Source organism: Nostoc favosum CHAB5714 (assembly GCF_020829495.1).
Lineage (GTDB): Bacteria > Cyanobacteriota > Cyanobacteriia > Cyanobacteriales > Nostocaceae > Nostoc > Nostoc favosum.
In genome coordinates this window covers 1-20,133 of record NZ_JAIVFQ010000040.1, presented here as the reverse complement: position 1 = coordinate 20,133, position 20,133 = coordinate 1, and the positions used below count along the sequence as shown (strand labels likewise).

Genomic DNA, 20,133 nt, shown 5'->3' with positions numbered 1-20,133 from the left:
AATGAGTCTTAGATACTCGTTCATCCACCTTTAATACTCATTAATGAGTCTTAGATACTCGTTCATCCACCTTTAATACTCGTGAATGATATCATGTCCGCCAAATTACCCATAATAAAAGAACCCCACCCCGCCAAAGCTGTGCTTTGTCTCCCCTCCCCGCTCTTCGGGAGGGGTTGGAGGTGGGGTTCTTCGGGTTTAATAAGTAATCAAGCGGACATAATATGAGTCTTAGATACTCGTTCATCCACCTTTGATACTCGTGAATGATATCATATCCGCCAAATTACCCATAATAAAAGAACCCCACCCCGCCAAAGCTGTGCTTTGTCTCCCCTCCCCGCTCTTCGGGAGGGGTTGGGGGTGGGGTTCTTCGGGTTTAATAAGTAATCAAGCGGACATAATATGAGTCTTAGATACTCGTTCATCCACCTTTAATACTCGTGAACAACCATAAAAACTCCACTTGCCCCCATCCTCAATGCCCAATATGCAAATTCTGTCGCCCCTTCACCAAACAAGCTGCTTGAGATCATAAAACTTTGTATGCTGAATTAATAGGTCTTAATTAATAGTTCTTTTAAAACTGGTGCAAGAAGATTTTAGGCTAATTGTTGATTTAGTTTTAGTTTTAGGCGTTGCCGCCTGCGGTGGACTGTTGGCGGCACTTTTGCGACAACCCGTGCTGCTAGGGTATCTCATTGGCGGGATGATCATTGGCCCAGCCGGACTGGGACTGATTAAAGAAGTTATTCAAGTAGAGACTCTGGCACAGTTCGGCGTTGCCTTTTTGTTATTCGCCTTGGGTGTGGAATTTTCCTTTGGGGAACTTAAGAAAGTAAAAGCGATCGCTCTTGGCGGAGGTGGACTCCAGATTGCTCTGACAATTTTAGTCACAGTTGTGGTATGCGGGTTAACCGGAGCCTGGGGAACTTTACCGGCTAAGGGCATGTTCTTGGGGTGTATTCTATCCTTGTCTTCGACAGCAGTTGTCCTCAAATGCTTGATGGAGCGCAATGAAACAGAAACGCCTCATGGGCAAGTGATGCTAGGGATTTTGGTAGTACAGGACTTAGCACTGGGACTGATGTTAGCAGTCTTACCAGCCCTCAACCAACCCGCAGAAACTATTGGCATCGCTGTACTGACAGCACTGTTGTGGATTGCTTTATTCGCTGCTGGTGCAATAGCTGCGGGGATTTGGCTGATACCGCCTTTGTTGCGACTGCTAGCCCGTACCGAAAGCCGAGAACTATTTTTGTTAGGGGTTGTAGCTTTATGCTTGGGCATTGCTCTGTTGACAGAGCATTTGGGGCTGTCAATTGAAATGGGGGCATTTGTCGCCGGTTTGATGATTTCTGAGGTGGAGTACGCCGATCAAACCCTGACTTATGTGGAACCACTGCGAGATATCTTTGCCAGTTTATTTTTTGCCGCCATTGGCATGTTAATCGACCCAGTGTTTTTGTGGAACAACCTGGAATTGATTTTAGGACTGGTGGCACTAGTTTTCGTAGGTAAATTTTTGATTATCACCCCCCTAGTAAAGCTGTTTGGCTACCCTTTGAAAACAGCGATAATCGCCGGTTTGGGACTGGCGCAAATTGGGGAATTTTCCTTTGTTCTCGCTAGTGAAGGGCAAACTTTGGGGCTGGTGTCCCGACAAATATACTTATTAATTTTGGGAACCACCGCAGTTACTCTCATGCTTACTCCCTTTGTCCTGCGGTTAGTGCCATTTTTATTTAATTTTGCCGAATCAATGCCCTGGTTGAAACCGTACTTAGAAGAAGAAGAGGCGCGGGATGTGTCGGAAGATTTGCCTTTCAAAGACCATCTGGTAGTCTGCGGCTATGGGCGAGTCGGCAAAAATTTAGTGAAGTTGTTGCTGCAACACGACATACCTGTGGTGGTAATCGACCAATCAGAGAGTAGAATTCAGCAGTTGCGTGAGGCTGGGGTGTCTTATGTTTATGGCAATTGCGTGAGTTTACATGTTCTAGAAACCGCCGGGGTGAATCATGCCAAAGGAATGGCGATCGCACTTCCAGACCCCATGAGTACCCGTCTTTGCTTGAAACGCGCTTTAGAATTGCGCCCAGAATTAGATTTGGTTGTCCGTGCTACCCAGGATAAAAATATTGAGGTGCTGTATCAATTGGGAGCGAAAGAAGTTGTGCAACCAGAGTTTGAAGCCAGCTTAGAAATGGCAACTCATTTATTAACTAGCTTAGGCTTGTTGTCGCCAGCTGTCGTCCAACGCGAAATGCAGCAAATCCGCAACGATCATTATTTAGACTTTCGCCCAGAGCGTTCTGCTACTGAAGTTGCTCGTGATTTGCGCCAAGCAACTCGCGATCTAAATCAACGCTGGTATCCTCTACCATCTGCTTCGCCCTTAATTGGCATGAGCATAGAAGAAGCAGATATGCGCTACTTAACAGGAGCGAGTTTGATGGCAATTCGCCGCGCTAACGGCGATGAAATCGATTATCCCAATAATCAAACCAAATTGGAAGAAGGCGATCGCCTGTTGGTAGTAGGGGCAGATGAAGAACTGGCGGCTTTGGCAGAATTCGCCAAGGGACAAGCTGCTGTTCCCGGAGAAAATAGTGCTTGCCAGTGGGTTACAGTGAATGCAGATACGCCAACGTTAGGTAAAACCCTTGCAGATTTAGATATCAGCAAGCAGTTTGGAGTACAGGTACAGGCGATCCGGCGAGATGGCAAGTTTATCCGCTATCCTGATGGCAGCATGGACTTGCGAGTTGGCGACCAAGTATTATTATGTGGTGGTTTGACAGGTCTAAGTCAACTACAAAAGTTATTTGCGATCGCTACTTCAGTACCCCTTTCTATCCCAGTGGTGAAAGCTGCCTCAGCAGAAGCGCTCAAAGAGTTTCTCCCTGCCGATAGTGTGACTGATTAAGCTTTAAGACTCCCCTAGTACCGCAAGGCGGAAGTCACGCATTCAAAAATCAAAAGTTAAAAAGCTTTAATTTTGGGCTTTCTGGCTGTAATGAAATGGTAGGTTTATTTACGCCGCCTTGTACTAGTTGATAATCGACTGGCGCAAGTAATATCATGTCCCCATAATATAGTTTGCTAACCACAGCCATTACACCCCACCCCCAGCCCCTCCCCGCAAGCAGGAGGGGAGACAAAGCGACGATTGTCGGGGTGGGGTTCTTCGGGTTTAATAAGCAATCAAGTGGACATGATATAAGGGATTTCCAAGAAATAAATTATCCAAATAAACGTAGACGCAAAGCGGCTTGCCGAAGGCTACCACTCCAGACGCAGAGAACACAGAGACAGGAGAAATGGAGAGGATTTTTGGGTCAGTTTTGGGATATTTTTTTATCTGGAAGTCCCTAAGCGGCTCAATCCAGCGATCGCGCCTTATCGATTGAGCAACTTGCAGCCCAGTTTCAGTAACAGCCCATCCGTAAGAGTTTAAGGTAATTGTACTATTGTCAAGTGGGTGCGGGAAAAGGGGACAAATCAAGCTTGGGTGCTTTATCCAAAATCCTTTGTGAGCAAGCTGTTTTAAGACTTACAGCAGAAATCATGTATTTGAACCACATCTGTTGTAAGGGCTAAGCTTTGCTGTGCCCCTACCGCGTGGTCTATTTACCTGAAAATAGCTGTAATAGCAAAAGTCAGATGGAGAGAAGTGACCACGAAACTTCCTTACGCGATAATGGCTATAAACTACGAAAAATTACGTTGTTACAGCGTTGTCGCTGTCTTTTTTCATCTATAAAATATTACTGAAATTATCTTTATAATGTTTTATAAAAATTTGCATATTATTCCGAAAGTATCTGCTAATCTACTCTGTAAGCTTTTAGGACAGCCTAGTGTTAGTAATTTAGAAACTCAACTGCATGATAAACAAGTTCAAATTCAGCAGCTAGAAAAGCAAGAAAGGGCGCTTTACCGAGTTATTAGCAAAATCCGAGCTTCTTTTGAGTTAGAAACAATTTTTCGTACAACTACCAAGGAAACTTGCAAGTTACTCCGCGTCGAGCGGATTGCCGTCTATCGTTTCTATGAAAACTGGGGTGGAGAATTTGTCAGCGACTTTGAGTTTGCAGAAACTGGATGGGATGATGTAGAGACATTAGGAAAAAATACAGTTTGGAATGACTCTTATCTACAAGAACATCAAGGTGGACGGTATCGTAATCATGAAACTTTAGTTGCTTCCGATGTCTACGCAGCAGACTTGTGCCAATGCCATTTAGAAATTTTAGAACAGTTCCATATTCGAGCTTATGCAACTGCACCAATTTTTGTTGGAAAAAAACTGTGGGGAGTGCTTGCTGCTTATCAGCACTCACAGCCACATGAATGGAAAAAATTAGAAATTCAGTTTCTGTCTCAGATTGCAACGCAGTTAGGATTTGCAGTTAAACAAGCAGAATTTTTAGCTCAAGCAAAACAAAAAGCAGCAGAACTGTATAAAGCCAATCAGCAGCAGGATATTTTGTTTAATTTAGTTGCTGAAATTCGTGAATCTCTTAATCTAGACACCTTATTTAAAACTACTGTACGAGAAGTTCGTAAGGCTCTCCGTACTGATCGCGTCAGTATCTTTCGATTTGACCCGGAATCGAACTATACCTGTGGAGAATTTGTCGCCGAGAATGTATTGCCTGACTACGATTCTACGATCGCCATAAAGGTGAAGGATGATTGTTTTGGTGAAAAATATGCAGTTGCTTATCACCAAGGGCGTATACAGGTATTATCAGATGTTTATCAAGCTGGACTAAAGGATTGCCACATTCAACTGTTAGAGCAATTGCAAATCAAGGCGCAAATTATTGCACCTCTAATGAAAGGAAAAACTTTATGGGGATTACTATGTGTTCATCAGTGCCATTGTTCACGCGAGTGGAAAACGTCGGAAATTCAATTTATCCAACAGTTAGCAGCTCAGTTTAATGTAGCTTTAGAACATTCTGAATTATTAGAGCAATCCCGCTCTCAAGCTAATCAGCTTGCTCAAACAAACCATGCTTTAGAACTTGCAAATTCTCAGCTAGAAAAACTTAGTAAGCTAGATGCTCTAACCCAAATCGCAAACCGTCATTGTTTTGAACAATTTTTAGAGCAGGAATGGAATCGACTAAGACTAACTGAAAATTATTTATCTTTAGTTTTATTTGATATTGACTATTTCAAGGATTATAACGATTCTTATGGACATCTAGCTGGGGATGAATGCTTAATACAAGTTGCTCGTGCAGCCCAAGCTGTATTAAAGCGTCCTACCGATTTACTAGCTCGTTATGGTGGTGAAGAATTTATTGTAATTTTGCCAAATACGAACGAATCAGGTGCTATTAAAGTAACTAAGTTGATTCAAAAGTCTATTCAAGAATTAAAGATTCCCCATAAGAAGAAGAATAACTTTCAATATTTTGTGACCGTCAGTTTAGGTGTTGCGATTGCTATTCCAACAGAAAAAAGTTCAATTCAAGAGTTGATTAACGCAGCCGACAAAGCTTTGTATAAAGCTAAAGAACAAGGACGCAATAGGTGGGTTTGTGCTGGAAAACTCTAAGTCCAGTAACGAGAAATAGGGGTTCAAAAAGAGGCCGGGGAGCAGGGGGAGGTTCAGACGGGGATTGTACCCCGACTGAACGAAAACCACTCTTGTTGAAGTGGGGGATTGAAACCCTTGCTCCACTTCGTTTTGCGGCAGGGCAGAAGGAGCATTCCCTCTGCCCCCTGCTCCTGTGATTTTTCTGCCTCACTCCTAACTCACTTTCGGCTTGATGTAGGCGATCGCTTGTTTCCAAACAGTGGTTTGCTGACTGTTTTCATCAGCAATACAGATACACTGTGGATCTTGCCATAAAACCTTTCCTGTCAGCACATCCTGAGTCAGCAGCTTTAACTCTACTGGCGTTGTTTGTTTAATCAGGTTTTGGACTTGTATAATACTAGGCAAAGTGGTGTCAAATTCGGTAAGCATAGTCATTAGTCATTGGTCATTGGTCATTGGTCATTGGTCATCGGGCATTGGTTATTCACAAATGACAAAGGACTAATGACAAAACACAAATATAATTTATTGATTTTGGAAATGGCAATCGAATTTACTAAGTATCATGGTCTAGGCAACGACTTTATTTTGATTGACAATCGCTCGTCATCAGTGCCTGTAGTGACTCCAGAGCAAGCCATCAAGTTGTGCGATCGCCATTTTGGTATCGGTGCTGATGGTGTAATTTTTGCCCTACCTGGAGAAAATGCCACTGACTACACCATGCGGATTTTTAATTCCGATGGTTCTGAACCAGAAATGTGTGGCAACGGCATTCGCTGTTTAGCTGGCTTTTTGGCTGATTTAGAAGGTGAATCCCGAAATAAAGACTCATATCGCATTCATACTTTGGGTGGTGTGATGATTCCCCAAATCCTGCCTAATAGTCAAGTTAAAGTAGACATGGGTTTACCCAGGTTACTCGCTGGCGAAATTCCTACTAATCTTGCACCCGATAAAGAAAAAGTAATTTCTCAGCCGTTAGAGGTGGCGGGGCAAACTTGGGATGTCACCTGTGTAAATATGGGAAATCCCCACTGCATTACCTTTGTAGAAGATGTAGCAGCAATTGAGCTAGAAAGTATCGGCCCAAAATTTGAGCATCATCCAGTTTTTCCGCAACGCATAAATACCGAATTTATTCAAGTGGTGCGTCGTGACTATTTGAAAATGCGGGTATGGGAGCGGGGTGCTGGGATTACATTAGCTTGCGGGACTGGTGCTTGTGCTTCTTTAGTAGCTGGAGTGTTAACTGGGAAATGCGATCGCGCCGCAACTGTAGAATTACCAGGTGGCCCCTTGCAAATTGAATGGTCAGAAGTAGACCAACGGGTTTACATGACAGGCCCGGCTGAACGAGTATTCACTGGGAAACTGTAACCGACTTACTATTGGCATTACTCAAGTAGTAGTGCCATATAAATATCCTGACAGGTGTAGGTTTATTACAGATGTGCCTAAAATGGGCTTTTTACGTTGCTTGAACACTCAAATTTTAGTCTTTGATTTTCCGCTAAAGAACGAAATTTCGTTCTTTGAACCATGTAGGACTTACGCAAAATATCTCTCAAACTCTGATTTCTCCGTGCCGCGCCAGTTGCTAAAGAGCGGGAACGCTAAGAGCGAACAAGTCTCTTAACCGCAAGGGCGCACTGGCTTCTCTGTGCCTAATAAGGTTCGTTATTCCGTAACTCGTGCGTAAGTCCTACCATGTTTAAAACCCTGCTTGAGAGTGTCATGCATCAGACAACTTTTTGACCCAAAAAATGAGGTAGTACCGAGTTGAAACAAACGACACTTGACGCATTGCTAAAAGCTTACGCACAATTACACCAAATCATTGAAGATTTATACCAAGCCCATGATAATGCAGTAGCAAATAACGATGATGAAGACGCTAGCTTGTTAGTTAGTAGAGCCGATAGACTTTATGAAGAAGTAGAAAATTTAGAACTTGTCATCTCAGAACTGGAGGAAAAATGAAAACAATTGAAGATTTAAGAACTCGTATTAAAGAACTTAGTACACAAGCAGTTGAATTGATGCGTAAAGCGACGGAAGTATGTTTAATTGACCGAGAACAAGCCAAACAGTACAGACAACAAGCAAGAGAAGCTGTGAAACGATGTGAAGTATTGAGACAAGAAATTAAACGTCAACAAGCAGTTTAATAAGGAGTTAAAATAATCTCTCGAACTGTTGTAACTTATGGGTTGCAACAGTTTTTATTATGCACTCAAGTAGTAGTGCCATAGAAGTCTTGCTGCAACTGCTCGCCACGGTCGCCAGTGCTGTGTCATTGCTTCTAGTTGAACTGGTGTTGGACGCGTCGCCAAGTTTTTGAGTTTTTGGAAAGCGATCGCGATCGCCAAATCGCCTTTAGGAAAGACATCAGGATGTTGCAGCGCCATAAGCAAGTAAATATCAACTGTCCAGTCTCCAATACCTTTGAGACGCTTTAACTCAGTTCTGATAGTAGTTTCGTCCATTCTCTCCAGCTTGGTTAGGTCAAGCTGACCACTTGTTATTGCATTCGCCAACCCACGACAGTATAGAATCTTTTGCCGACTGAATCCAATCCCTCTCAATTGAACATCATCCAATGTCAGAAAATTTTCTGGCGTCAGCAGTACAACAACCCCACATAGACGGTTAAATACAGCCCTTGCAGCCGCTACGGAAACTTGCTGTTCCAGAATTATGCACAACAGCGTTGCAAAACCTGGTTCTCTTTGCCAAATAGGTGGAGGCCCCAGTGTTTCTAAAATCCGAGCCAAATCGCTATCAAGATTGGCAAGCACCATTAAACCACGGGTAAGACTTTCTTGAGTCAGCGATTCTAATTTAGGTGTTTGTGCGGCTGTTTCTTCCAATAGACATCTCCAGAAATTAAATATGCGTTATCCAGAACCCTTGTAGAGACGCGAAATTTCGCGTCTCTACATTCTTTTTCACTCCTATGTCTAATGTCATCTTTGTAAAATTTTGACCGAAAAAGGGACTGGGGACTGGGAACTCGTTCATCCACCTCAAAGACTCGTTCATCCACCTCAAAGACTCATATCATGTCCGCTTGATTGCTTATTAAACCCGAAGAACCCCACCCCGCCAAAGCGTAGCTTTGTCTCCCCTCCCCGCTTGCGGGGAGGGGTTGGGGGTGGGGTGTAATGACTGTAGGAATCATAACTAATTATGCGGACATGATATCATTCATCCACCTCAGATACTCATTCATCCACCTCAGATACTCATTCATCCACCTCAAAGACTCGTTCATCCACCTCAAAGACTCGTTCATCCACCTCAAAGACTCATTCATCCACCTCAGATACTCATTCATCCACCTCAAAGACTCATTCATCCACCTCAAAGACTCATTCATCCACCTCAAAGACTCATTCATCCACCTCAGAACTCCGTTCATCCACCTCAGAACCTCAAACCTCCCAATCCCCAGTCCCGCGCGCAACGCTCTGACTCTTGTACAAGCAGTTTTTGTTTGCGCTCAATTCCCCAGCGATAACCACCAAGACTGCCATCACTTTGCAGCACTCGGTGACACGGTACAATCAGCGCTGTTGGATTAGCTCCACAAGCATTACCTACAGCGCGGACTGCCTGGGGTTTGGCAATATCACGGGCAATATCAGTGTAGGTGCGGGTTTCGCCATAGGGAATTTTCTGTAATACTTCCCAAACCTGTTTCTGAAATGCTGTCCCACGGACATCAAGTGGTAAATTGAGATGTGCCTCGCCTCCCGCAATAAAGCCAAGGATTGCTTGTATCCATTCCTTGTGTGTGTGGTCATCACGTATGATGTGCGCTTGGTGAAATTCCTGGTTCAAAATGTGTTCAAGCTTATCTGCTTCATCACCTAGTTTAACGGCACAGATACCCTTCTCTGTTGTTGCCACAAGCAAATATCCTAGTGGACATGGAGCGATCGCATAAACAATACTCATTGTCTTTCCAGCTTGTTGGTAAGTCTTTGGTGTCATTCCCAGTTGTTTAGGTGCTTTCTCATACAGTTGGCTACTTGAACCATATCCAGTGTCGTAAACTGCATGAGCAATTTCCTCGCCTGACTGAAGACGCTGCTTCAATCGTTGGCTACGCAGCGCATCTGCATATTGAAAAGGCGATACGCCAATTATTTGCTTGAATACCTTTTGCAGATAACTGGGACTCATTCCCACTTGAGAGCATAATTCTGAGAGGGTTGGGATGCGATCGCCTTGTGCTTCAATGTATCGACATACTGCTAAAACTTTGGATTTAGCTGTATTTGGAACTGTTTCAAATTGTGGCTGACAGCGCTTACAAGCTCGAAAACCTGCAATTTCAGCCTCTTGTGCCGACTGGAAGAAACAAACTTGATTGCGATTCGGTTTGCGACTAGGGCAAATAGGTCGGCAATAAATGCCTGTAGAGCGAACACCATAGAAAAACTTGCCGTCAATTGTGGGATCTCGATTCAGAACTGCTTGCCAAAGAGTTTCTTCCAAAACTGGTGTTTGTTGTAATTGCATTAATGCTTCCTTCAATATATTTTTTATTAAAGAATTAATTTACTTTCATCACCCTACCGTCAATGACAACTAGATCCGCAAAGATGAGCGTGATGCTGGTAAATGTTCACCGAAGATAAACGTAACCGTTCACAATAACGAATAAAGTAATGATAATACGTCGTTGAGTGAGATCATGCACAGTTTAAGTCTACGCAAAACACAAGAAGCTGATCTCGATTATGTTCTACAAGCCGAGTATGATGACGATAATCGACAGTACATCACTCCTTGGTCATATCAACAGCATCTTCAAGCGATCGCTGATTCTGATATTGCTCATCTGATTGTGCAAACAGAAACAAAAATTGGCTACGTTATTTTGGCTGGACTGCTTAATTTAAATCAGAGTATTGAGTTTCGTCGCCTTGTCATCACACAGAAGGGGCAAGGTTATGGCAAAGACACTGTTGAAATGATTAAGAAATTGGTGTTTGAGACATACAAAGCACATCGGTTATGGCTAGATGTTAAAGAGCAAAATCATCGTGCTCAGGCTGTCTACAAAGGTGCTGGTTTTGTTGTAGAAGGAAAACTACGCGAATGTCTAAAATCAGAAAATGGTTATGATTCCCTGATTATCATGTCAGTTTTACGACCTGAATATGAAAGACTGGCTAGTGAGGCAAATGGTAGGTTTTCCTCCTAACCTCTGCGGCTCTATTGAGCCTTCGCCGAACGTCCTCCTGCCTTTCTTGATAAAAAAGACCGAGCATCGCCATAATACAGAAACTATCCACTCCCAAAAACCTATTATTAATTTCTCCATGTTAGTAAATCTATTCATGTTCTAAGTGAGAATAGATTAGCTGTATCGAGAAACTACTTTCTATCTGATTCTTGCGATCAAAGTTGATTATCTCAGTTTTTTAATGTACAAACTCGTGAGCGCAGATCCCCGACTTCATAAAAGTTGTCGGGGTTATGGTTTATTATGAATGATTCAGGGTAGGAAATTACTCACCAAATTTCCGCCAAATCTAAAATAAATCCTGGCAAAACATCTTCTCCCGATAGAGTTTTAGGACTTTGTAAAATCTCAACTTCTCGATTGGGACGATAAATTTCTACCTGTTGCTGTCCTCTATTAATTAACCAGCCTAATCTGGCGCCATTCTCCATATATTCCCTCATTTTGGCTCGTGTTTTTTCTAAGGAATCACTTGGAGACATTAACTCAACTACAAAATCGGGACACAAAGGAGCAAATCTTTCTTTTTCTGCTTCGCTTAAAGCATTCCACCGTTCCATTTTCACCCAGGAAGCATCTGGAGAACGCTCTGCACCGTTTGGAAGTTTGAAACCACCAGAAGAGTCAAAGGATTTCCCTAGCTTATTTTGACGACTCCAAGCTCTTAATTGATAAGTTAAATCGGCATTACGGTCACTAGTACTACTCCCCGTAGGTGGCATAATAATTAATTCCCCTGAAGCTGTCCGCTCAAACTTTAAGTCTCGATTATTTTGGCAAAGCTGAAAAAATTGCTCGTCAGTCAAGTCGATATTTAATTCGAGGGTAGGAGGTAAACTGACGGTGGTAGTATTCATGTTATCAGTTTGGGTGGAAGCAATATCTCTATTCTAGTAGTCTGTCAATTCAACGATGCTAGGTAAATAAGTTTGTAGTAAGGATTTTAGTCCTTATATTAAACACAAAGCGTGCTTACTAAGTACCAAGCTTTCGTTAGCTTGATGGACTAATATAGCAATCCTGAATCAAACGCGCAGAAACAAGATCCCCAACTTCGTAAAGTTGTCGGGGATTTGCGGGTTACAATTCTCAAAGGCTTGGGCCGAAACTTCTCCCTTCTCTACGAGACGCTCCGCATTGGCGCTAGCCTCTCACGAATGGGATTTCGGAGAGACGCCAAGTGGAGCATCTGGTGTGTGGAGTGCAATGACTATGGAATCATAACTAATTACCCGGACATGATATAACTCAGCACTCCTGAAATGATTTTCCCCCTGGCAAATCGTTCACCCGATTGGGGGAATGCGATCGCCTCACCAGGAACTACTCTGAAAGAAGGTGCAGTTTTAATTCTGTTAGCGATTCTGCCTACAGAATTAAAACTGTTAAATTAGTTATTCTGGCTTTTAATTGTACATCAATAGCTTGTGTATCAAAGGGTCAAAGAGTGGATGAAACCGTTGTAAAATCGCTGTATACACCAAATTGCCAGCAAGACGCTATTAACTTGCTCTCAAAACTTGCTGTCAATTTACCAGGAATGATTTTCCAAGTTCTGCAACAGCAGGATAGTTCTGTGTTAGTCCTTTATGTTAGTTCTGGTTGTGAATATTTGTATGAATTAGAACCAGAAGCTATACAGAAAGACTTTCGGGTGCTATACAAACTGATTCATCCACAGGATATAAAAGCTTTTACAGAATCTATAGCTTATTGTACTACAAATATTACACCTTGGCATTGGGAAGGTCGCATCATTACGCCTAGTGGGAAACTTAAATGGATTCAAGCTACTTCGCAACGCGAATTACAAGAATCAGGCGATTTGTTTTGGAATGGCTTGGTCATGGATATTACAGACCGAAAACAAGCCCAAGAAAAATTGCTTGAGAGTGAGGCGCGGTATAAAGCAGTTTTAGATGCTATCCCCGATTTAATGTTTCGCATTAGCCGTGATAGCGAATATCTAGATTTGAAAAGTGAGGGAGCAAATGTCACTCTCTCCAAAGAAAAAATAGTTGGGAAACATGTGCAAGAGTTATTGCCTAGTGATGTTGCCGCAATTAGCTTGGAAGCGATCGCTAAAACTTTAGATTCTGGAACTTTGCAAACTTGCGAATATCAACTACCAACGCTTTTGGGAGTCAAAGATTATGAGGCGCGGTTGGTAGTCAGTGGTCAAGATGAGGTAGTAGCAATTGTCCGAGACATCACAGAACGCAAACAAGCAGAAGTTGCTTTACAAAATCTTGCCCAAAAATTTGCTAAAGCTTTTAGTTGCAGCCCTGATTCAATTACCATCAGCACACTCCAAGAAGGACGCTTCATCGAAGTTAACGACAGTTTTGTGAAACTCTCAGGTTATGAGCGAGATGAGGCGATTGGTAAAACTTCTTTTGAGTTAAATCTTTGGGTAGACGATCGCTATCGCCAGAATTTGTTACAGAAGTTGCAAGCCACAGGAGTTGTTCGCAACTTGGAAGTTGAATTTCGGCAAAAGTCTGGCAAGATAATTACAACGCTGCTTTCAGCCGAAATCATTGATTTAGATGGTCTGCCTTCGATCCTAGCAGTCCATCACGACATTACAGAACGCAAGCAGGTAGAAGCGCAATTACGTCTATCAGCAGAACGCGATCGCTTGTTGGCAGAAACCTTAGTACGAATTCGGTCTTCGCTTAAGTTAGAGGAAATTCTTCAAACCACCGTCACCGAAGTCAGGCAATTTCTGCAAGCAGATCGAGTTTTTATTTGTTTAAATAATACCAAATTAGGAGCCAGAACTCTTGCAGAATCAGTAGCTCCCAAGTATCCATCAGTCACAGGATGGTCTACTAATGATGAAGCTTATCTACAAGAATTGAGAAACTTACTCAAAGATAATGTTGTGGGTGTCATTGAAGATATAACGCAAGTAGCATTATCTCCCAAAGTCAAAGCGCACTTTCAAAAATTCCAAACGAAGGCGACTTTGACTGTACCAATAATGCTAGGTAATGAATTATTTGGGGCATTAATTGCCAATCAATGTTCAGGGCCGCGTCATTGGCAACCGATAGAAATTGATTTGTTACAGCAGATGTCAGAACAGGTAGCGATCGCCATTCAGCAAAGCCAGATATACCAAAAACTCGCAGAACTTAACACTAATTTAGAACACCAGGTACAAGAACGGACAGCACAATTGCAGCAGAAAATGCAAGAAGTTGAAGAATTGCATCGGGTAAAAGATGTTGTTTTGCACACAGTTGCTCACGATTTACGAACTTCGGTGATGGGTAACTTGATGGTGTTAAAGAATTTGTTAAATCAGGGAGTGCGTAGAGACGCGATTAATCGCGTCTGTACTGGGGAAGAAGCAGGGGAGCAGGGGGCAGGGGGCAAGGGGGAGAATAAAAAATTACCTCTTTCCCCTCTGCTTCCTGCTAAGTGCCCCTCTGCCTTTTCCCAACCCCCAATTCCAGTATCTCGGTCGATAATTGAGCGGATGATTCAAGGCAACGATCGCCAACTGACGATGATTAACTCATTGCTAGAAATTAATTCTTATGAAAAAAAGGGTATTGACATCAAACCCGAACCTATGGATTTTAACACCCTACTGGGAGCAATTTTCACCCAGTTGGAACCCACACTGGCACAAAATCAAGCAACTCTGAAGAACTTGGTTCCCGCCGATTTACCATTAGTAATGGCAGATGCAACTCGGTTGGAGAAAGTTTTGGCACATTTGGTAACATATAGCTTGCAAAATAATCCACCAGGATTAAATTTTATTCTGAGTGCCAGCGTTGAAGGCGGAATGATTCGCACTCAGATTCAAGATGACGGTGTGGTAATGACTAAACAAGAGTGCGATCGCCTTTTCGATCTGCATGTCCGCGATCCCCAAGATTGTTGTTCCACAAGCATTGGCTTAAAAACGTATCTTTGTCGGAAAGTTATTAAAGCACATGGCGGCGAAATCGGTGTTATTAGTAACCGCAAGCGTGGGTTAACTTTCTGGTTTACACTACCTTTAGCAACATCCGCAACAAATCGCCCATAAATCACCAAAAAATGAGAGGGTGTTATTTATGGCAATGTTGAGTTAGGGAAACACCCTCAAGGTATGGGCAAAGTTGCTCGGATGCTAATGGCTACTCCGTTTACAACACTGCAAAGGTGGTGCAGACAAACCTTTTCTGCACCAACAAGAGATGAAACGACTACTCTTTACAGAGATTGGCGTAACCTTTTTTTGTGGCAGAGATTGCGTTTATGGTTATGGCTGGCGCTGATGTGTCTGTTGTCTTTTACTTTGCGAGACATTTACGGCTTGTTTTTTCCTTTTGCAGAGTTGCAGCATCTTCCAGAAGTGCTTAGAACTCAGCGCCTTGTAATTAATATTGCAATGTTGCTGAATATACTAATCTGCCTTGCCTTACATAAAACTAAGTTAGGTCGTCATCGTCCAGATTTATTATTTTTGGGGTCTTCTTGGTCAATTAGTCTAGCATCACAGTTGTTTGCAACCATCAGAGGTTTCGCGCTACCTGATACTATCGGCTGGTCGCTGCTGTTCTTGAGCCAAGCTGTGTTGATACCTGTCTGCTGGATTCTTCACTTGCTGACTCAAGTGAGTGTGCTAACTTACTATTTTGGTGTGAATACAGCACTTGGACTAAAAACACCAATTCCCGACCATCCAGAAATATATAATGTAACGTTCATTTTATACATTTTTTGGTTTTGTGCTATATGCGACATTGGTGTTTATCTGTACGATCGCCTGCAACGTTCTGAATTTTACGCCCGTCAAGAACTGGAATCTGCCTACCAAAAACTCAAGGTTGCAGAAGCTAAATATCGCAGCATTTTTGAAAACGCCGTTGAAGGGATTTTTCAAAGCAGTCCAGATGGACGTTACATTACAGCAAATCCGGCTTTAGCACGCATTTATGGCTACTCTTTAGCGGAGGAAGTGACAGCAAATTCCACTGTTATTGAACAATTGTACGTTGATCCGAACCGCCGTGCAGAATTTGTCCGCCTGATGGAAAAGTATGGCAGCGTTTCCGAGTTTGAATCCCAAATTTATCGCCGAGACGGAAGTATTGTCTGGATTTCGGAAAAAGCCTACGCAGTGCGTGACGAAAAAGGAAAGCTACTTTACTACGAAGGTTTGATTGAAGATATTACCCAACGCAAACAAACTGAAGAAGAACTACGAGTATTTTTCCATGCAGTGTCTCACGACTTACGCAACCCAGTGCTGGGTACTTTAATGGTGCTGAAAAATTTGCTTGCACGTCCAGAAGAGAATATTTCGATTTCACGCTCAATTTTAGAGCGGATGATTCAAAGTAGCGATCGCCAACTTAATTTAATTAATTCGTTGATGGAAGCTCATGTCGGCGAGGTGCAAGGTGTTATTTTGCAGCGTCAAACCGTACAATTACTGACAGTTGTCGAAGCTGCGATCGCAGATTTAGAGCCATTGCTAGAGCAAAATCAAGCCAAGCTCACAAATCTAGTATCCGCAGATTTGCCATTAGTCAATGCAGATCCCACGCAACTATGGCGAGTTTTTTCTAACTTAATTGTGAATGCGCTTAAACATAATGCCCCTGGTTTGCTCCTGACAATCAATGCTACCCGTAAAGATGACAAAATTTATTGTACTGTTAGTGATAACGGCGTGGGAATTAGTCAACAACAAAGCGATCGGCTTTTTGACCTTTACTTTCGGGGTGCAAGTATCCGCAATTCTGTAAGTTTGGGATTGGGCTTGTATTTATGTAAGCAAATCATCAATGCTCACGGCGGCGAAATTGGTGTGAATAGTGCATTGGATGCAGGGGCAACATTTTGGTTTACATTACCTATTAGTAGCCCATTCACGGGATGAAGTTGCTAATTAAACCTTTTTGTTACCAAAAATCTTTTTTTAACTAACCACGAAGACAAAGAAGTAATTTTGTGACGAAAGAGAAGAGGAATAATTGTAAATTTTATCATTCATCAGCCTCACAAATAATATCATGTCTGCATAAATAGTTATGCTAACCATAGCCATTACACCCCACCCCCAGCCCCTCCCCGCAAGCGGGGAGGGGAGACAAAGCGTAGCTTTGGCTCTTTGGGGTTCTTCGGGTTTAATAAGCAATCAAGCGGACATGATATAACTTACCTAATGCAGATTTTTACCAAATTATCTGAGGCTTTTTAAACAGACGCGATAAAATTTTTCCAATATTTGTAAGCATCTATAATCTGGCGGTTAGATTTTCATAAATATTCTAAAATTTGCTATTATTCAGGAAAAAATAAACCAATAGAACAACAAAATCCGGGTAAAAGTGGCGATGTTATTTCATCATCACCTAGCAAAGTAGCAACTAAAACCAACTGTGCTTTTTCTCGCCGATAAACTTCAACTTGTTTAGTAAAGCGATCAACAATCCAATACTCACGCACGCCTTGAACTGAATATAGTTTCAGTTTTGCTTCTTTATCTCGAAATTCATTTTGTTTACCAGGGGATAAAACCTCTACTACTAACTCTGGTGCGCCTGTCAAATGTCCCGCTTCATCTTCAATTTGCGCCAGTCGTTCTCGACTTACCCAAACTACATCTGGTATGACGCTATCTGCTTGCGAAAAAAGCACCCCTGGAGCCACAATTGTTTCCCCTAAACCACTCGAATCTGACCAAACATCGAGTTGTCGAAAGATTTTGCCACAAACTTGTTGATGACGGCGGTGAGGAGTGCGAGTCACAAAGAGTTCTCCATTAATAATTTCATAGCGTGTCCACTCATTTTCGGGTAGAACCTCTAAATCGTGAATTGTCCAGCGTACTCCCTCAACGGCTTGGTTCATGATTGTCCCCGTTTTGTTGCCTTTATTTGCTTAATTTTATCTTTCCTTCGGGCAAGGCAACTATGGTGTTTAAAATAATTCGTAATTCGTAATGACGCTCGTTCCGACGCTCGTTCCTCGCTATCGCTTTGCGCGTCGCTAATGTAATTCATAATTAAAGACTGTTATAGCAGTCCTATCTGATTCGTTAAAAATATAAATAAGAAAACGAACCGCAAAGTATTGGCTTTGGGCGCAAAGGGAAGAAATAAGAAAGAGATATATAATTTTTACAAATTATTTAGGACTGCTATATATGGGATTAAAATAATTCGTAATTAGTTAAATTAGAAGCATAATGAAAAGCGGAAGATAAAGCGAAACTCTGTATGCTGACATTTACCCAACTTAAACCACCTAATCGCGATGCCGCAGTTACTTTTACTCTGGCGCTAACAGCAGAAGAACGCACCCGCAGTCGTCATCGCTTTGAAACGGAAGATGGTATTGTGTTTTTACATTTACCCAGAGGAACTGTTTTACACGATGGTGATATTCTGCAAGAAGAAACCCATAGTAGTTTAATCAGAATTACTGCTAAACCAGAACTAGTACTGACTGCCTTTGCCCAAACTCCACTTTTATTATTACGGGCAGCATACCATTTGGGAAATCGCCATGTACCTGTAGAAATTACCCCAACTTATTTACGCTTGTCTTCAGATTCGGTTTTACGCACCATGTTAGAACAACTAGGGTTAGAAGTTAAAGAGGAAATTTTACCGTTTCAGCCAGAATTGGGAGCTTATGGACAACACCATCATGCTCACTGATAGCCATCTTTTGAGTATTTTGCAGTTGGCTAGCCCCGCTTTGCCTGTGGGAGCATATAGTTATTCTGAAGGTTTGGAAATGCTGGTAGAAAATGGTACGATCGCTAACCACACACATCTCAAAGATTGGTTAAAAGCAGAGTTGCTCTACGGGGCAATTCGGCTAGAGGCAGGGGTGATGGTACGATCGCAGCAAGCTACAAAAATGGGTGATATTGAGTCGCTATGCCGTTGGAATCTCTGGTTATCCGCAGCTAGGGAAACAGAAGAATTACGCGCCTCTAGTTGGCAGATGGGGCGATCGCTGATCCAATTACTTGGTAAACTAGAACCGCAGATTATACCTATTGCCAATGCTGTCGGTAATCCTTGCAATTATGCGATCGCTTTTGGTATTGCAGTTGCCCATTGGCAAATCAGTATCCAAGCCGCATTACTCGGATATCTGCATAGTTGGGCAAGTAATTTGATTACTGCTGGCGTGAAACTTATCCCCCTTGGACAAACAGCAGGACAGCAGTTATTACTAGATTTACAACCATTATTTAGCGTTGCGGCATTGGAAATTCTCGCATTGGAGGATGATGAACTCGCCTGTTGTAGTTGGGGTTTATCGCTGGCAAGTATGCAGCATGAAACGCAGTATACAAGGTTGTTTAGGAGTTAGTCATTGGTCATTAGTCATTAGTCATTAGTCATTGGTCAAAAACTAAGAACTAATAACCTGTACCAAGGAAAAGTGACAACTGACAAATGACAAAGAACAAAGGACAAAGGACAAATAACAATGAATGCATTTCGAGTAGGCGTTGCTGGCCCGGTGGGTTCGGGGAAGACGGCATTAGTTGATGCTTTGTGTAAGGGGTTGCGTGAGCAGTATCAGATTGCGGTGGTGACGAATGATATTTATACTCAGGAGGATGCTCAGTTTTTAGTGCGTTCTCAGGCGTTGGCAAGCGATCGCATTTTGGGTGTAGAAACTGGTGGTTGTCCCCATACTGCCATCCGCGAAGATGCTTCGATGAATTTGGCCGCAATTGAACAGTTAGAGGAACGTTTTATCGATTTGGATTTGGTATTTTTGGAAAGTGGCGGTGATAATTTAGCTGCTACCTTTAGTCCAGAATTGGTGGATTTAACGATTTACGTTATCGATGTTGCGGCTGGTGATAAAATTCCCCGCAAGGGTGGCCCCGGTATTACTAAATCTGATTTGTTGGTGATTAATAAAACTGACTTAGCACCATACGTTGGTGCAGATTTAAGTGTGATGGAACGAGATGCTAAAAAAATGCGCGGCGATAAACCTTTTATTTTTACTAATTTAAAAACTCAGTCTGGACTTGCAGATGTAATTAATTTTGTTTGCACAAATATTTGTTAAAAATAATTTTATAACCCACGGAGGTGGGTTTTGCCTGTATAGACGCGGTTTATGAGCCTTTTTACTCGGCAGTTGAGCCTTTGAACTCGCAAGTTGAGCCTTTTTACTCGCAAGTTGAGCCTTTGAACTCGCAAGTTGAGCCTTTGAACTCGCAAGTTGAGCCTTTGAACTCGCAAGTTGAGCCTTTGAACTCGCAAGTTGAGCCTTTGAACTCGCAAGTTGAGCCTTTGAACTCGCAAGTTGAGCCTTTGAA

Annotated in this window: 18 protein-coding genes and 1 pseudogene; 13 read left to right on the top strand and 6 right to left on the bottom strand. The window is 42.5% G+C overall.

Translation table 11 applies throughout. The annotated features are described in order from the left end of the window. Positions 1 to 589 precede the first annotated feature (589 nt). Together LC586_RS22665 and LC586_RS22660 are read left to right on the top strand one after the other, a co-directional pair. The gene (locus LC586_RS22665) at positions 590 to 2,929 is read left to right on the top strand and encodes a monovalent cation:proton antiporter family protein (protein ID WP_229486924.1); all 2,340 of its coding nucleotides are present in this window, start codon (positions 590 to 592) and stop codon (positions 2,927 to 2,929) included. 861 nt (positions 2,930 to 3,790) lie between these two features. Continuing rightward, positions 3,791 to 5,575: a diguanylate cyclase domain-containing protein gene (locus LC586_RS22660; protein WP_229486923.1), complete on the top strand. Its 1,785-nt coding sequence runs from the start codon at positions 3,791 to 3,793 to the stop codon at positions 5,573 to 5,575. A 195-nt stretch (positions 5,576 to 5,770) separates the two neighbouring features. Here the strand turns inward: LC586_RS22660 and LC586_RS22655 are convergent, their stop codons facing one another. Next, a complete protein-coding gene (locus tag LC586_RS22655; RefSeq protein ID WP_229486952.1) occupies positions 5,771 to 5,989 on the bottom strand; it encodes an Hfq-related RNA-binding protein in 219 nt (72 codons plus the stop codon). A 111-nt stretch (positions 5,990 to 6,100) separates the two neighbouring features. On the opposite strand from LC586_RS22655, the gene dapF reads away from it, so the two are divergent. From dapF to LC586_RS22640, 3 genes are all read left to right on the top strand, one after another. Continuing rightward, entirely contained in the window at positions 6,101 to 6,940 is an 840-nt protein-coding gene (gene dapF, locus LC586_RS22650) for a diaminopimelate epimerase (protein ID WP_229486951.1), read from the top strand. Between the two features lie 402 nt (positions 6,941 to 7,342). Beyond that, positions 7,343 to 7,543 (top strand): hypothetical protein, encoded by a 201-nt coding sequence (locus LC586_RS22645; protein WP_229486922.1) that lies wholly within the window; start codon positions 7,343 to 7,345, stop codon positions 7,541 to 7,543. Next, positions 7,540 to 7,731, top strand: a complete 192-nt coding sequence (locus LC586_RS22640; RefSeq protein WP_229453810.1) for a hypothetical protein — start codon at positions 7,540 to 7,542, stop codon at positions 7,729 to 7,731. The genes LC586_RS22645 and LC586_RS22640 overlap by 4 nt, the downstream gene beginning before the upstream one ends. A 57-nt stretch (positions 7,732 to 7,788) precedes the next feature. Here LC586_RS22640 and LC586_RS22635 read toward each other — a convergent pair whose 3' ends face one another. The 3 genes from LC586_RS22635 to ada form a co-directional block, all read right to left on the bottom strand. Then, on the bottom strand, positions 7,789 to 8,364 hold the full coding sequence (locus tag LC586_RS22635; protein ID WP_229486950.1) for a DNA-3-methyladenine glycosylase family protein: 576 nt from the start codon (positions 8,362 to 8,364) through the stop codon (positions 7,789 to 7,791). A gap of 386 nt (positions 8,365 to 8,750) precedes the next feature. Next, positions 8,751 to 8,984: a hypothetical protein gene (locus LC586_RS22630; protein ID WP_229486921.1), complete on the bottom strand. Its 234-nt coding sequence runs from the start codon at positions 8,982 to 8,984 to the stop codon at positions 8,751 to 8,753. A gap of 5 nt (positions 8,985 to 8,989) precedes the next feature. Continuing rightward, positions 8,990 to 10,090 (bottom strand): bifunctional DNA-binding transcriptional regulator/O6-methylguanine-DNA methyltransferase Ada, encoded by a 1,101-nt coding sequence (gene ada, locus LC586_RS22625; protein ID WP_229486920.1) that lies wholly within the window; start codon positions 10,088 to 10,090, stop codon positions 8,990 to 8,992. A 175-nt stretch (positions 10,091 to 10,265) separates the two neighbouring features. On the opposite strand from ada, the gene LC586_RS22620 reads away from it, so the two are divergent. Next, on the top strand, positions 10,266 to 10,778 hold the full coding sequence (locus tag LC586_RS22620) for a GNAT family N-acetyltransferase (protein ID WP_229486919.1): 513 nt from the start codon (positions 10,266 to 10,268) through the stop codon (positions 10,776 to 10,778). A gap of 311 nt (positions 10,779 to 11,089) precedes the next feature. On the opposite strand, the gene LC586_RS22615 is transcribed toward LC586_RS22620, so the two are convergent. Further along, positions 11,090 to 11,677 (bottom strand): Uma2 family endonuclease, encoded by a 588-nt coding sequence (locus LC586_RS22615; RefSeq protein ID WP_229486918.1) that lies wholly within the window; start codon positions 11,675 to 11,677, stop codon positions 11,090 to 11,092. 405 nt (positions 11,678 to 12,082) lie between these two features. Between LC586_RS22615 and LC586_RS40770 the strand changes: the two genes are divergently transcribed. From LC586_RS40770 to LC586_RS22605, 3 genes are all read left to right on the top strand, one after another. Beyond that, positions 12,083 to 12,214, top strand: a complete 132-nt coding sequence (locus tag LC586_RS40770; RefSeq protein ID WP_267921716.1) for a hypothetical protein — start codon at positions 12,083 to 12,085, stop codon at positions 12,212 to 12,214. Between the two features lie 53 nt (positions 12,215 to 12,267). Then, positions 12,268 to 14,868 carry a sensor histidine kinase gene (locus tag LC586_RS22610; RefSeq protein ID WP_229486917.1) on the top strand — a complete coding sequence of 867 codons (2,601 nt, stop codon included), beginning with the start codon at positions 12,268 to 12,270 and terminating at the stop codon, positions 14,866 to 14,868. A 63-nt stretch (positions 14,869 to 14,931) separates the two neighbouring features. Then, entirely contained in the window at positions 14,932 to 16,710 is a 1,779-nt protein-coding gene (locus tag LC586_RS22605; RefSeq protein WP_229486916.1) for a PAS domain-containing sensor histidine kinase, read from the top strand. 404 nt (positions 16,711 to 17,114) lie between these two features. On the opposite strand, the gene LC586_RS22600 is transcribed toward LC586_RS22605, so the two are convergent. Beyond that, on the bottom strand, positions 17,115 to 17,684 hold the full coding sequence (locus LC586_RS22600; RefSeq protein WP_229486915.1) for a Uma2 family endonuclease: 570 nt from the start codon (positions 17,682 to 17,684) through the stop codon (positions 17,115 to 17,117). Positions 17,685 to 18,052: 368 nt separating this feature from the next. On the opposite strand from LC586_RS22600, the gene ureE reads away from it, so the two are divergent. The 4 genes and pseudogenes from ureE to LC586_RS22580 all read left to right on the top strand — a co-directional run. Next, on the top strand, positions 18,053 to 18,496 hold the full coding sequence (gene ureE, locus LC586_RS22595) for an urease accessory protein UreE (RefSeq protein ID WP_229486914.1): 444 nt from the start codon (positions 18,053 to 18,055) through the stop codon (positions 18,494 to 18,496). Further along, positions 18,471 to 19,163: an urease accessory protein UreF gene (locus LC586_RS22590; RefSeq protein WP_229486913.1), complete on the top strand. Its 693-nt coding sequence runs from the start codon at positions 18,471 to 18,473 to the stop codon at positions 19,161 to 19,163. The genes ureE and LC586_RS22590 overlap by 26 nt, the downstream gene beginning before the upstream one ends. Before the next feature lie 120 nt (positions 19,164 to 19,283). Then, positions 19,284 to 19,880 (top strand): urease accessory protein UreG, encoded by a 597-nt coding sequence (gene ureG / locus LC586_RS22585; protein WP_100901384.1) that lies wholly within the window; start codon positions 19,284 to 19,286, stop codon positions 19,878 to 19,880. A 23-nt stretch (positions 19,881 to 19,903) separates the two neighbouring features. After that, a pseudogene (locus tag LC586_RS22580) lies at positions 19,904 to 20,133 on the top strand (hypothetical protein); the annotation flags it as partial.